The sequence below is a fragment of the Alloalcanivorax xenomutans genome (genome assembly GCF_032810065.1).
In the GTDB taxonomy this organism is placed as follows: domain Bacteria; phylum Pseudomonadota; class Gammaproteobacteria; order Pseudomonadales; family Alcanivoracaceae; genus Alloalcanivorax; species Alloalcanivorax xenomutans.
The window spans coordinates 2,469,500-2,483,177 of the sequence record NZ_CP136538.1 but is presented as its reverse complement, the minus strand read 5'-3'; the positions used below and the strand labels follow the sequence as shown (position 1 = coordinate 2,483,177).

Below are 13,678 nucleotides of genomic sequence, written 5' to 3'. Positions count from 1 at the left end.
AAAATGGATAACAAGCGGCAAGGGCTCTGTTCCTCCCCCGAGGAAAGAGCGTGCTGGACCGGTTCCAAGGGTGGTTCCGGATCTCAATTTAAATTATGTTATATCATAACAATTAAGAAACCAACACTATCCTTCCTGAACAGGAGTGCCTCATGTCTGATGCCACCGCCACGTCTTCCATGGACCAGCCGCCGACGGAAGCGGCGCTGCGGCGGATGCCCAAACGGGACTACATGAACCGGCGCCAACAGATGTTCTTCCGGCAGCGTTTGCTGGCGATGAGAGAGAAGATTGAAGTGGATCTGGCCACTTACCGCCTGGCGTTGCAGTCCGATGAGCGGCAACCGGACGACTTCGACCTGGCCAGTGCGGAGGAAGATCGGCGCTATCTGTTGAGGACCATTGAGCGCAACATCGGGTTGCTGAAAAAAGTGGATGGCGCCTTACGGCGGCTGGCTACCGGCGATTATGGCTACTGTCTGGAAAGCGGTGAGCCGATCGGCATCGAGCGGCTGTTGGCCAGGCCGACGGCGGAGTATTCCATCGACGTGAAAGCACGCCAGGAAAGCCGCGAACGGCATTATGTCCACCACCGGTCGTGATCGGGGCGAATTCCTCTTGATTCGGACTCCCGCTTTGTAATCGCGAACACATGTGGGGCGCGACGATTTCCTACAGACATCCCTTGCTCGTTTGCTAGCCTGACCCCAATTACTCCAGTTAGAGAACTCTGATGTTCCAATGCTCCATGGATGGAGAGTTCAGTGGCTGAGCATCTTGCCAAATATAGCGGTTTGCTATAATGTGGTTTCGTAGCTTCAAGGAAGATCATGCACATCATCACACAGAAGCGAATCTGGGAGGCCAAGGAGAAATGGCCGCGGGCAGCCACGGCGCTGGATATATGGTACCGACTGATGAAGGCCAGCGAGCCCAAGGACTTCGCGGCGATGAAGAGCATCTTCCCAGCGACCGACAAAGTGGGGCGTCATCATGTGTTCGACATCGGCGGCAACAAGATCCGTTTGATCGCCGTCGTTCACTACCGCTTCAAACGGGTCTACATTCGCGCCATTCTCGATCACCGCGAGTATGACAAGGGTCAATGGAAGGAGTGATCCATGACTGCCATTCTTGATCAAGCCGCCATGCATTGGGCCCACATTGCTCCGTTGCTTGACGAGCCGGAGAGCGAGGCGGATTACGATGCCAAGGTCGAAGCTCTGGATGAACTGCTTGACGCCATTGGGGACGATGAACAGCACTCCCTGGCGAGCCTGGCGGCGCGCCTGGGTGATGTCATCAAGGCCTACGATGAAACACACCGCCCAATGTCTGATGTCGCGGGCATTGATGTGCTGCGTTACCTCATGCGGGAGCACGGGGTAAACCAGAGCCAGTTGCCGGAAATCGGGGCTCAGTCCGTGGTTTCTTCCATCCTGTCCGGCAGACGAACGCTCAACTGGCGCCAGATTTGTGCCCTTTCCGAACGATTTGGCGTTCCCACCGATGCTTTCAAGGACCGATAGCGCTTGCTACCCGGAAGAAAGGCAATCTGAGGGGAAACTGAACGCGAAAGTGGCATTTGATGTGAAAAAAGCGTGTAAAAACGTAAACGGGGCTTTAAAGGGAACGTAAAGACTGCCCGAGATGCACTACACTACCGTTCACGATAAAGGAGGCTTCATTCGCTGGGACGCGGTTGAATCGTCAGTCTGTCGCCTGCCCTGGTGTGATCCAGGCGGGTGATGTAACGAGGACCATCACGTCAATGATTGAGTATTTTGCCCCAGACGAACACCCGCGCGGTTTCGTCGGGTTCCTGGTGACGGCCCGTATCGACGGTCATACCAGAAAAGCGACGTTTTCCACCCGGACAGCGTCATCCCAGGATAAATCCAACCTATGGATCCAATACCAGTGGTTAAGCGCCGTGGGAATGGACCTGGAATGGAAAATCGAGAAACGGGAACGGCACTATCAGCGATTCGTGACCAGCGATCACCCCGACACACGGCCGGGGCGCGGCCTGGGGGTTCATGGGCTCACCGCCGCCTTTTATGCGTCCGGAGACGACTGGATTCCGGCCTTCTCCGTGGAGCGTAACCCGGATGTGCTGGGGCGTCCGCAAGCGGATCGGCGCTTCACTTTCGAGCACGCTCCGTACTCCATGGTCTGGCGGGACGCGGTGATGTTCTGGGCCGAGGAACACGCCATTGAGGATATCGACCGGGAGCGTTTACTGACGCGGACTCCGGAGCCGGCGCTCTTTTCGGCGTTGCGGCGGCGGATGAACGATGAAGGGAACGACGTCCCCACGGAAGCACTATCCTCGGTATACCGCGAGCAACGCGACGCGCTGGCGGCCACAAGAGCACCGGCACAGGTTTTGGAAGCGGCGCTCATGAATGATCTGAACGATTGGCAACGCCGTCACAAAAAGCACGGTGAGAGTGCCGCCTGACACGGATCATCATCGGCGTCCAGGCCGTATCACAACTATTCGAATCAAGGGAATCGGGATTGAAGCGGACGGCGAGGGGGGCGGATAGTGCCGGAAGATGGTGCCGGAAAGAGGAATCGAACCTCCGACCTACTGATTACGAATCAGTTGCTCTACCGACTGAGCTATTCCGGCATGGACCTGTAACGGCGCGGTAGTTTAGCAGGAATGGAGGTGGAGGCAAGGGGAGGCCGACAAGGCTTCCCCGGGTGGTTCATGGTTTCGGGTACAACACCATCTGCGTGCAGCGGAACAGCGCGATGACCTTACCGCTGTCCTGGTGACGCACTTCCGCGTCCCACAATTGCGTGGTGCGGCCCAGGTGGACCGCTTTGGCTTCGCAGGTCACCACACCTTCGCGGGCGGTACCGATGAAGTTGCTTTTCAATTCCACCGTGGTGAAGCTGACGGCGCCTTCCGGTAGCGAGGTCTGGCAGCCGAAACCGCAGGCGGAGTCAGCCAGGGCGATCACCGAGGCGGCATGCAGATAGCCGTTGGGGGCCAGGTGGTGGCGGGCCACGGTAAAGTGCCCGCGTATCAGACCGGGTTCGGCGGTGTCCCATTCCAGTCCCATGTAGCCGGGCAGGAAGCCGGCCTGGCGCTGGCTGATCTGGTCATTCTGGTTTTCGCTCATGTTTCTTTTTCCAAAGCAGGTGTTGAACAGGATGGTACGGATCGCACCTTCGGGATCCGGGTCATAATCGCGGCGGCAAGGATATTGGTGGCGATACTGGCAAGGATGGGCACCGTGTAACTGTGGCTCAGATCGAAGATGTAGCCGGCGGCGGTGGGGCCAATCAGAGTGCCCAGAGCGACGCTGGTGTAGAGCACGCCGATGATACTGCTGATGTGGCGGCCGCCGAAATAATCCATGGCCAGAGCCGGTATTAGAGCCACGAAGCCGCCATAGAACACACCAAACACGAAGCCGAATAACGACAGTCCCCAGAAGTCCCGGGAAAACAGCCAGATCAGGAGGGACAGTGCCATGCCCATGAACATGGCCATCAGGGTGACCTGACGGCCCCATTTGTCCGCCAGGCTGCCCAACAGGAAACGGCCGGCGGTGCTGCCGACGCCGACCGCGCCCAGCAGCAGGGCGGCGGATGCGGAATCGATGCCATGATCGCGGGCATACGGCACCAGATGCACGAACGGTACGAACAGACCGAAGGAAGCAATCAACCCCGCCGCGTACAGCAACAGGAATCGCTTCGAGCGGATCGCCTCGCCGACCTGCATGCCGTCGGAGACGGTGCCCGGCGGCGGAGCCGGGTCGCCATCGGGATAGAGTCCGTGGTCACGCGGGTCGTTCCGGATCAGCAGCGACAGGACCAGCCCGAGGACCAGAGTGACGGCGCCGATCAGCAGGTAACTCTGACGCCAACCCAGGGACTCGATCAGCAGCGCGGCGATGGGTGGCATGAACAGGGTGCCGACGCCGATACCACTCACCGCCAGTCCGGAAGCGAAGCCCCGGCGCCGGGAGAACCAGCGCTGTACCGCGCCCACCGCCGGCACATAGGAAAAGCCGACACCAAGTCCGACGCCGAGCCCATAGGCCAGATACACCTCTATCAGGTTGCGGGCCAGACCGGCCAGCATCAAGCCGACACCGGTGAACAACATGCCGATAATCGCCATGGTTCGCGAGCCCCAGCGGTCGGCAAGGGGGCCGCTGATGATGCCCAGAGCGAAATAGAGAAAACCGGCCAGGGAAAAGACCAGGGACACGGAGCCGCGCGAGGCCTCGAAATCGGTTTGCAGCGCGTCGACGAAGGCACTGAAGGTATAGGCACTGCCGAAGCCGAGGAAGGTAACGGCGAAAGCACCTCCGACCACATACCAGCCGGGAAAAAGGCGGGAAGGCGGCGTTGGAGTTGGCGTGGGCACAACGGACTCCTTTGTTATTGGGCTGCGGACCGGCTGATCAGGCCGTGTTCCATATTGGGGCAGCGTCCGTTCCGAGACAAACGGGATTTTCTAAGGCTGGGGGCATAGTAAAACTAAACATGGAAGATCGCGGTCCGTCGCTACGAAGCCGCTGTGGGAGCTTGCCTGCAAGCGAATCTGTCGAAGTTTGCAGACAAGCTCCCACAGCGGCTTCGTAGCCCGGTGTTAGCGAATTATACCTCGGTGACTTTGAACACCAACGACGCCGAGTTGAGGCAGTGCCGCTCGCCGGTGGGCGGCGGACCGTCCGGGAACACATGTCCCAGATGACCGTCGCAGCGGGCGCAGCGGATCTCGGTGCGGATCATGCCGTGGCTGTGGTCTTCCAGGCGGTGGATATGGGTGTCGTCCACCGGTTGATAAAAGCTTGGCCAGCCGGTGCCGGATTCGAATTTGGTGGCGGAGTGGAACAGCGGCAGGTCACACAGCTTGCAGTGGTAGACGCCATCTTCCTTATTGTCCAGCAGGCCGCCGCAGAACGGCGGCTCGGTGCCCTGATTGAGCAGGATGCGCTGTTCTTCCGGGGTGAGGGCGGCGGCTCGTTGCTGTTTTTCCTGGTCGGTCAGCGGTGTCAGGTCGTGGCCGCTCGGGGATAAACGCTCACTCATGATGTTCAGTCAGCCTCCGGGGTTTTGAGGGTGTCGGGAAAGGCCGTTCGCAGTTTTTCCACTTTCGGATGCGCCACGTGGGTGATGTACGGCTGGGTGGGGTGACGCCGTGCAAAATCCTGGTGGTAATCCTCCGCCGGATAGAAAGTGTCCAGTGGCTCCAGGGTGGTGACGATAGGCGCGATGAAGGCGCCGGCCTGATTGAGTTGGTGAATGTAAGCGGCGGCGGCCTGCCGTTCCGGCTCGCTTTGATAGAAGATCGCGGAGCGGTATTGCGGGCCGCGGTCGTTGCCCTGCCGGTCCTTTTGCGTGGGGTCGTGGGCCACGGCGAAGAACAGTTTGAGCAATTCGCCGTAGCGGATCACGGCCGGATCGTAGCGGATCTCGATGGCTTCGGCGTGGCCGGTGCGGCCGGTGCAAACCGCTTCGTAGTTGGCGTGTTCGGCGTCGCCGCCGGCGTAGCCGGAGGTGACCGAATGGACTCCCTCCAATTGCAAAAACACCGCCTCCGTACACCAGAAACAGCCGCCAGCGAGGATCGCGCGACCCGGGTCCTGATCCCGTGGCAGGGCCTCGGCGGGGTCGGGGAAGCGTTCCGGGTGCAGGGCCAGACTGGTTCCGGGAATGACTGCGCTCATTGCGGGACTCCTCGTTCGCATCCTCGTGATGGATCGGCTCCAACACTTATTTGGGGATCAGGCCACGCTCCGTCAATACCTGATGCAGAGCGCGGCACTGACTGCGCGCGATGGCCTTGCGGTTATTGGCTTCATGGGTCCGTGCCACGCCGGTCCACAGCGGGCGGCCGCTTTTGTCGAAAAACTCCGCTTCATAACTCTGCTGCGCGTCCGGCTCCTTGGGCTTTTCCAGTTTGCCGCCGATACCAATCTGCCAGGTCGGTTCCTGTCGCATATCGCTGTTCATCGGATTGAGGTCCCGGGACTCGGTCATGCGAGGCGGCGACAGCAGCAGGGCGGTCAGGTCGACGATCAGGGCACGATCGTAGGGCTGATCGCGCAGCCAGCGCAGCAAAGCCTGTTTGCCGCCATCTTCATACCAGACTGGCCGTACCTGATGGGCCAGATGCACGGACAGCGCATTGCTTTGGAAAATGGGCTGGCACACTTCTTCCCAGACGCGGCGGGTGGCCGGCTCCGGGCTTTGTGCCACCAGCAGCAGGGAGCGTGCCGGCGCGGTGCCTTCGTCATTGCTGTGGCGGGTGGTGATTTCAGTGGTGCTGGCGCAACCGACCAGCATCAGCGCGGCGGTGGGCGCGGCGATCCAGCGCCGGGCCTGGAAGAGAAAACGTGACAATCGGGACCGAGGGAAACTCACCGAACACTCTCCTATGGGCGCCTACTAAGATAACGTCAGTGTAGCCGCTTCAGAAGATCGGGGACACCAGACGTGGCGCCGCACCGGCGAGAATGTGAAGGGCTCTGTCCCCGGGATGACCGGGTTTTGACGGTGTGTGCCAGCGCACTTCATAGAGCGCGCCGTCCACACCCTGATCTTCCACCAGCAACAGCTGCAGGTCGCCGCTGTCATCGTCCACCAACACCTTGCCGCTGGCTTCGTCCACCACCGCCATCAGTGGCAGGTGCAGTGGTAGCGCCGCCGCCGGCTCACCGCGAAAACGCCAGCGCCAGTAAGGCTCGTGGGTGGCGTCGCCCGTCATATAACGGGCCTCGCCCTGCCATTGCCGGGACCAGGTGCGCTCAGGCGGTGGCTCGGGCCAGTAGCGGTGACTGCGCAGTACGAATGTAGCCTGGCCCGGATGCTGGTTTTGATTGCCTTGCTGGAACAGGTCGTTGCTGAGACGGGCGCTTTGGGCACTGAGAAAATCCACGGTGTGGGGGCCGTAGAGGGTGTGTCCGCCCTCGTAATATTGAGCACCGTACTCCGCTTCGGTGGTGGCGTAGCCAAAATAGCCATTAGCCAGGCTGCTGATCGCCACGGTCCAGCCCGGATCCGGAAGGGTCGCGCTGACCGCCGCCCGGATCCGGTTGCCACTTTCCAGAGTGATTTCCCAGGGCAGGGCCACCAGCACCAAATCGTTGATCCGCAGCACCTGGAACAGGGCCCGGTGAGGGTAGCGGGCCGGCGCCAGAGCCAGTTGCAGCTTGGACAACATCCATTGCTTCACGCCCTGGCACCCATCGGTGAATACGGTGCGCGGCCACCCTTCCTTCAGGTAGGGCAAATAGGAGATCGGAAACACTTCATCGCCGTTGGCGGCCCCGGCCACGGCGGCGCCGATGATAGGGCGCTGACACAGGCCGTGGCGCTGTTCCTCGTCGAGCTTGAGCAGGTCCAGTTCCCGGCTGGCCACCGCGGTATGCAGGTCGTCCCGCAGCTCATGTCCGAGCTGATGGAACAGGGTGTTGGCCTGTTCCCCCAAGGCGGTGCCGATTCGGCGGGCTTCGCGATCACCGCGCAACCCCGCCGTCCAGGCCGGATTGTTGTCGCCATGGGTGGCCTGGACGGTGCCGTGCACGAAGCGCCAGGGCAACGGCTTCCCGGCGGGTTCGATGCCTTGCGCCAGCCAGTGCCAGACATCGGCATGGTAGGGGTGGGTAAAGGCGGGGATGGCGGTGCCGTGGATGGAAAACAAGGTCAGGGCGCCGGCCGGATAATAGCGGCCATCATCGGCCATCAGGTCGATACGCAGCTGGCTCATGCGCGGGTTTATCGCCTCCAATGCCCGTTCTTCGGTCCATTGTTGTTCCGGGAGCCGGTGATTGCGGGCCCAGGCCCCCAGGGAGCGGTTGCGGGTCAGCCCCCACACCTCGCTTTGCCCGCTGGCGAAACGGGCCGGCCGGCGCGTGCGATAGGCTTCGATCACCGCCTGGCTGATGCGTTTGGCAAGAAAGTCGAACAGCACCGGATCAAAACCGGGGCTTTGACTGCCAAACACATTGTAAAAGTCACTGCCCAGGTATTGGCCGGGCCCGGAATGGGTATGGGTGACCAGCAGGCTGAGGGCGTGAGCGGGAATGTCGGTGGCGGCGGCGATACGTTCCGCCACCGCGTACTGGAGCGGCAGTGATCCGGCCCCCAAATCCAATTGCACCAGAGCCATCGGGGTCTGACCGGCGCCATGCAGATAAAAGGCCCGTGCTTTCAGGCGGGTGCGGAAGCCGTCGGCGCTACGGGCCCAGGCGGAGTAGCCGAACTTGGGCAGGCCGATGGCGGGGGTAATGTCCACTTCCGCCACGCCGGCCAGATTGCCGTCCTGGACGGTGGAAGGCCGCGGTGCCGGGATATCAAAGCTCAGGGTGGTGGCGGGGTAGAACAAAAAGGGCCAGGCGGTGTGAATCAGCAGGCCAAGGGCCATCAGCAACACCAGCAGCACGAGCCGGGGCAAGGTCAGCAAGCGGCGTGACGGACGAAAGATCATGGCGCGGGGGAGCGGGGAAACCGCCTCGGCGTGATTATCATTTTTCTTGGCACGAAAGTCCCAAAGATACCTGCGACTTACTCCTAAAGCAACACCTCAGCCAGGTAGCGTACATAACGACACAAACCGATACGACTTTGTGATGTTGTGAAATGGGGCAGAGAAATTCTCAACACTATTCCAACCGGTTTTCACCGGATCTCTGTTTTTTTTAAAGCCCACAGTTATTCCAATGATTGCACTGTAACCCGTTGACACCCGAGGGGGAAAGACGATGAAAGCAATCTGGAAGCTGTCCACGCTGGGCATGGCCGTGGCTTTGGCCAGCCATGCCGCCGTGGCTCAGGAACGTGAATACGTAGAACAGGCAAAACCCAACCAGTACATCGGTGGCATGGCGCACTACATCGATGTGGATGAGGATTGGCAGGCTGGTGATCGCGGGGCGGGCGGCACCATTTTCTACGGTCGCAAGCTGCATGATCACGTTTGGTGGGAGTCCGAGGCCGGTGCCTACGGTCTCGAGTCCGATGTCGACAACGGCCAGGACTTCTATCAATACCCGGTAACCACCGGTCTGGCCTTCACCCTGGGTGACCGCACTGGTTTCACCCCTTATCTGGTCATGGCCGTTGGTGGTATCTACAACGACGTCTACATCGACGATGACGATGGCTGGGACTTCCACGCCAACGCCGGTCTGGGCGCGGTGACCGGGCCGCTGTTCAACAACGGCCTGAAGGTCCGCGCCGAAGCCCGTTATCTGTACAACGATTTCGACGGCACCGGTGACTCCGCTGGCGACGGCGGCTTCGGTGATTACCGCTATTCCGTGGGTCTGGAAGTGCCGATGGGTTACACCAAGGTGGTGGAAAAAACCCGGGTGGAAACCAAACAGGTAGCAGTGCAACAGCCGGTGATCGATTCCGATGGCGACGGCGTGCCGGATAACCTGGATCAGTGTCCGGATACCATGCCGGGTGCCAAGGTGGATGGCAAAGGCTGTCTGCTGGTTAACCAGACCGTTACCTTCAACAACATCAACTTCGAGTTCGATTCCGCTGAACTCACCGCTTCCTCCCGTCCGCTGGTATCACGCATTGCCCGCTCGCTGACCGCGGAAAACAACAATATCCGCGTGGAAGTGGCCGGCCATACCGACAGCGTTGGTTCCGCCCAGTACAACGAAGGACTGTCCCAGCGCCGTGCCGATTCGGTACGCAACTATCTGGTTCGCGAAGGCGTGGATAGCAGCCGTGTCACGGCCCGTGGTTACGGCGAAAGCCAGCCCATTGCTGATAACGACTCCGCGTCCGGTCGCGCTATGAACCGCCGCGTTGAATTCCATGTGACTGAGTAGTAAGAGGAGGGATCTCGAGATGTCACGTTTAAAAACGATCAGCCTGCTGCTGCTGGTGGCCGTGCTCGGCCTCGGCGGCCTGTACGGCTGTAAAGCCAGTGGTGGTAGCAGTGGTGGTGGAGGTGATCCCACCCCCAACGTCCAGGACGACGATAATGACGGTATCCCCAATAATGAGGATAACTGTCCCAACATGCCGAACTACGAGCAGGGCGACATCGACCAGGACGGCATCGGCGACGTGTGCGACGATGACCGTGACGGCGATGAGCATGACAACGGCGACGACAACTGCCCTTGGGACTACAACCCAGATCAGGTGGACACCGATGGTGATGGCCTGGGTGATGCTTGTGATACCGATAACGACAGTGACGGTGACGGCTACGATGACGGCGAGGACAACTGCCCGAATACGCCCAACCCGACCCAGTCGGACATCGACGGTGACGGCATCGGCGATGCCTGCGACGACGACATCGACGGCGATGGTATCCCCAATGGGGAAGACAACTGTCCTTATGTGGCCAACCACGATCAGCTGGACACCGATGGTGATGGCGTAGGTGATGCCTGCACTGGTGACAAGGACGGTGACGACGTGCCCGACGAGCAGGATAACTGCCCGATCGTGCCCAACACTGACCAGGCGGATCTGGATCAGGATGGCATCGGTGATGTCTGTGACGACGACCGCGACGGCGACGGTGTGGAAAACGGCCACGACGATTGCCCGGATGTAGCCGGCCCCGCCAGCAATAACGGCTGCCCGGTGGACGACCCCACCGACACTGATGATGACGGCGTTCCCGATGATGAGGATAACTGCCCGAACACGCCCAACGCGGATCAAGCCGACAGCGACGGTGATGGTATCGGTGATGTGTGTGACGACGGTGGCTTCACCTGTAACGATATCAGTAACTATCAGCCGCTGCTGGCCACTGATGGCTACCAGGCCAGTGAAGCTGCCAGCCTGACTTGTCTGGGCTGCAGCGTGTCGAATCCGGAGAACATCATCGATGGTGACGACGCGACCGCTGCTGAATTGAATGTCCCTCTGAATCTGGCTGGTAACGTCGAGGCGAAGGTGACGGGGGCCGCGGCCATCACCGGAGGCAATCGCGCCGGGTTCGTAGTGTCCGTTCCTGAATCGATTCTGCGCCTGGATCTGCTACAAAACACGACCCTGCGCTTCTACCAGGGAGATACACTGGTGGCCACGGCCGACGGGGATAACAACGTGCTGGGGCTGGATCTTCTGGGGCTGCTGGGTGAAGGCAGCCAGCGCTTCCTGTCCGCGGAACTGGATGGCTCCTTCCAGTTCGACAGTATCGGGATCCGCTACGGCTCCCTGGTGGGCACGGACCTGCTCGATGGTAAGTCGCTGGTTATTCATCGCGCTTGCGTGGGTATTGATCCTGACCTTTGATCCATAACTTTCTCCTTTCAGGCGAACTGATGGGGCGCGAAAGCGCCCCTTTTTTTTGCCGTTCCTGGCTGGCGTCCGCCTTTCCGAAAAAAGACGTAAAATGCCAACTTGTATCCGGACCACGGTGTGATCCGGATCCTGGTATCGGCGATACTTGCTCACTTAACAATGACGTGATGTTTCCGGGTGACGGTAACGGTGGTGGGAGAGCGGGATGCACCGAGCGGGGCGCGTATGGTTCTGTCTATGGCTTTGTTTGCTGGGGCTCGCGGCGTGTTCTGATTCCACCGATGGTCCCTTTCGTAATTACACCGAAACCGGTGATCTGGCGGATATTCGCGAGCACGGCGTATTGCGGCTGTTGGCACCACGCTTCGATGCCGAGGAGGAATTCGTCTGGGAGGGCGTGCCCACCAGCGAATTCCGTCGTGAAGCGGAAGCCCTGGCCGAATCATTGGGATTGCAGCCACGCTGGGTGTACGCGGATGATTTCGCCGAGTTATCGGTGATGCTCAATGCCGGCCAGGCGGACCTTATCGTTACCCATTACAGCCGTACCGACCGGCGTCGCGAGCGGCTGTCATTCTGCACGCCGTTGGCCGTGGTGCGGGAAATACTGGTACTGCCGACGGATCGGGTCGGCACGGCACTAGCGGACCTGGGACCGCTCACCATCGCCGCGCCGCGCGGCACCGCCTACCTGGAAACCGCCCGGAATCTCGCTCGCCGCCATGACAATGTTGAAGTGGACCGGGTCAGCGGAGAGTTGTCCGAGGACGAGCTGCTGCGCGGCATAATGCACGGTCAGTATGACGCGGTGATCATGGATGAGCCGTTATTCAAGGCCTTGTCCATTGATTATCCGGAGCTGCGCGCCGGCCCGGTGGTGCAGCCACGGCGGGCGATTGCCTGGGCGGTCCGCAAAAGCAGCCCGGACCTGCGTGAAGCGGTGAACCGTTACATCGTCGCGCATCGTATCAAGGCGTCACAACAGGACCATGAGAGCCGTGACTGGCCCGCCATCCTCAATAGCGGCGTGCTGCGGGTGATCACCTCTAACAACCCGGCCAGCTACTTCATGTGGCGGGGCGAACTGATGGGATTCGACTACGATCTGATCCGCGACTTCGCCCAGCGTTATGACCTGCGCCTGAGCATGATCGTGCGTGACAGCCCGGCACGGATGCTGGCGGCTCTGGAAAACGGGGAGGGGGATGTGATCGCCGCGTCCATGAGTGTGACGCCGGCGCGGCGCGGAAAGGGATGGCATTACTCCGAGCCTTATCTGGAGGTGCGGGAGCAAATCGTCGGGCCGGCCTCGGCGTCGCCCTTCGAGGATCTGTCGGAGCTTGCCGGGCGAAAGGTGACAGTGGCGGCCGGAAGCGCCTTCGTGGAAACGCTGCGCGCGTTACAGAACGACGGCATCGGCGTGGAAATCGAGGTGCGCCAGAACGTATCCAGCGAAATCTTAATGGACCGGGTGGCCAAAGGGGAGCTGGATCTGACCATGGCCGACAGTCACCTGGTGGCGATGGAACAGGGTTACCGGGATGACCTGAAAGTGCTGTGGACCCTGCGACAACCCCGGCAGATCGCCTGGGGGGTGCGGGAGAATCAGCCGCAACTGCGCCATCAACTGAATGACTACATTAAACGGGTGCGCGACGGGCAGTTGTATCGTGCCACTTTTGATCGCTATTTCCTGGCTGAGCCCGCACGCGCTTCCCACTCCGCGGAAAGGGTGGAGCCGGGCAAGCCGATCTCGCCCTACGATGACCTGGTGCGCGAGCATGCGCTCAAGCACGGTTTCGACTGGCTGATGATCACCGCCCAGATGTATCAGGAAAGCCATTTTGATCCGCTAACGCGGTCGTTTTCCGGCGCCGAAGGGCTGATGCAGGTGATGCCGCTGACCGCCCGCCAACTGGGCTACCAGAACCTGACCGACCCGGCCGAGGGCATTGGCGCTGGCGTCGCTTACCTGGACTGGCTGGAGGGCCGTTTCCCGGCTCGTCTGGATCTGGCGGAAAAAACCTACTTCGGACTGGCCGCCTACAACGCCGGGTTCGGCCATGTGGAAGACGCGCGCCGTTTGGCCCAGCGGCTTGGCAAGGATCCCGATCGCTGGTTTGGCAATGTGGAGGAGGCCATGGCGCTGCTGTCCCACCCTCGCTACGCCCGTCAGGCCCGCTACGGCTATGTGCGGGGCCAGGAAACCGTGCAATACGTGCGCGATATCCGCGCCCGCTACCTGGGGTATTTGAGTGCAACAGAAAAGCAGTGAATAGTGAACAGTTAATAGCGAAAAGATAGAAATGCGTATCCGCAAATATCATTTGCGTACCAGCAATTTTGCATCGCGACCATCCCATGGTTTGAACGCGGTCTCTTTGATTTCAGATCGCATCGGCGTATGCCGCGA

At 60.5% G+C, this 13,678-nt stretch carries 13 protein-coding genes and 1 tRNA gene; 7 read left to right on the top strand and 7 right to left on the bottom strand.

Annotated elements, in window-relative coordinates; translation table 11 throughout:
* Nucleotides 1-152: 152 nt before the first annotated feature.
* The 4 genes from RYH70_RS11500 to RYH70_RS11485 all read left to right on the top strand — a co-directional run bounded on the left by RYH70_RS11500 (nt 153) and on the right by RYH70_RS11485 (nt 2,464).
* A complete protein-coding gene (locus RYH70_RS11500) occupies nt 153-602 on the top strand; it encodes a TraR/DksA family transcriptional regulator (protein WP_014994870.1) in 450 nt (149 codons plus the stop codon).
* Between the two features lie 228 nt (nt 603-830).
* A complete protein-coding gene (locus RYH70_RS11495) occupies nt 831-1,118 on the top strand; it encodes a type II toxin-antitoxin system HigB family toxin (RefSeq protein WP_063140070.1) in 288 nt (95 codons plus the stop codon).
* A gap of 3 nt (nt 1,119-1,121) precedes the next feature.
* A complete protein-coding gene (locus RYH70_RS11490; protein ID WP_063140069.1) occupies nt 1,122-1,529 on the top strand; it encodes a helix-turn-helix domain-containing protein in 408 nt (135 codons plus the stop codon).
* A gap of 242 nt (nt 1,530-1,771) precedes the next feature.
* On the top strand, nt 1,772-2,464 hold the full coding sequence (locus tag RYH70_RS11485) for a hypothetical protein (protein ID WP_317009142.1): 693 nt from the start codon (nt 1,772-1,774) through the stop codon (nt 2,462-2,464).
* 98 nt (nt 2,465-2,562) lie between these two features.
* On the opposite strand, the gene RYH70_RS11480 is transcribed toward RYH70_RS11485, so the two are convergent.
* From RYH70_RS11480 to RYH70_RS11450, 7 genes are all read right to left on the bottom strand, one after another.
* Nucleotides 2,563-2,638 (bottom strand) — tRNA-Thr (locus RYH70_RS11480).
* 79 nt (nt 2,639-2,717) lie between these two features.
* Nucleotides 2,718-3,137: a PaaI family thioesterase gene (locus RYH70_RS11475; protein ID WP_080531042.1), complete on the bottom strand. Its 420-nt coding sequence runs from the start codon at nt 3,135-3,137 to the stop codon at nt 2,718-2,720.
* Nucleotides 3,134-4,396 carry an MFS transporter gene (locus tag RYH70_RS11470; protein WP_317009141.1) on the bottom strand — a complete coding sequence of 421 codons (1,263 nt, stop codon included), beginning with the start codon at nt 4,394-4,396 and terminating at the stop codon, nt 3,134-3,136. Before RYH70_RS11470 ends, RYH70_RS11475 begins: the two co-directional genes overlap by 4 nt.
* A gap of 233 nt (nt 4,397-4,629) precedes the next feature.
* Nucleotides 4,630-5,064 (bottom strand): peptide-methionine (R)-S-oxide reductase MsrB, encoded by a 435-nt coding sequence (msrB, locus tag RYH70_RS11465; RefSeq protein ID WP_063140065.1) that lies wholly within the window; start codon nt 5,062-5,064, stop codon nt 4,630-4,632.
* A 5-nt stretch (nt 5,065-5,069) separates the two neighbouring features.
* Entirely contained in the window at nt 5,070-5,702 is a 633-nt protein-coding gene (gene msrA / locus RYH70_RS11460; protein ID WP_063140064.1) for a peptide-methionine (S)-S-oxide reductase MsrA, read from the bottom strand.
* A gap of 46 nt (nt 5,703-5,748) precedes the next feature.
* Nucleotides 5,749-6,399, bottom strand: coding sequence for a hypothetical protein (locus RYH70_RS11455; RefSeq protein WP_145912269.1), 651 nt, complete (start codon nt 6,397-6,399; stop codon nt 5,749-5,751).
* A gap of 49 nt (nt 6,400-6,448) precedes the next feature.
* Nucleotides 6,449-8,464: a neutral/alkaline non-lysosomal ceramidase N-terminal domain-containing protein gene (locus RYH70_RS11450; RefSeq protein ID WP_317009140.1), complete on the bottom strand. Its 2,016-nt coding sequence runs from the start codon at nt 8,462-8,464 to the stop codon at nt 6,449-6,451.
* 274 nt (nt 8,465-8,738) lie between these two features.
* Between RYH70_RS11450 and RYH70_RS11445 the strand changes: the two genes are divergently transcribed.
* The 3 genes from RYH70_RS11445 (at nt 8,739) to RYH70_RS11435 (ending at nt 13,540) form a co-directional block, all read left to right on the top strand.
* On the top strand, nt 8,739-9,824 hold the full coding sequence (locus RYH70_RS11445; RefSeq protein ID WP_233916769.1) for an OmpA family protein: 1,086 nt from the start codon (nt 8,739-8,741) through the stop codon (nt 9,822-9,824).
* 19 nt (nt 9,825-9,843) lie between these two features.
* Complete coding sequence (locus RYH70_RS11440; RefSeq protein ID WP_317009139.1) at nt 9,844-11,256, top strand: thrombospondin type 3 repeat-containing protein; 1,413 nt, start codon at nt 9,844-9,846, stop codon at nt 11,254-11,256.
* 214 nt (nt 11,257-11,470) lie between these two features.
* Nucleotides 11,471-13,540 carry an MltF family protein gene (locus tag RYH70_RS11435; protein ID WP_022994281.1) on the top strand — a complete coding sequence of 690 codons (2,070 nt, stop codon included), beginning with the start codon at nt 11,471-11,473 and terminating at the stop codon, nt 13,538-13,540.
* Nucleotides 13,541-13,678: the final 138 nt, after the last annotated feature.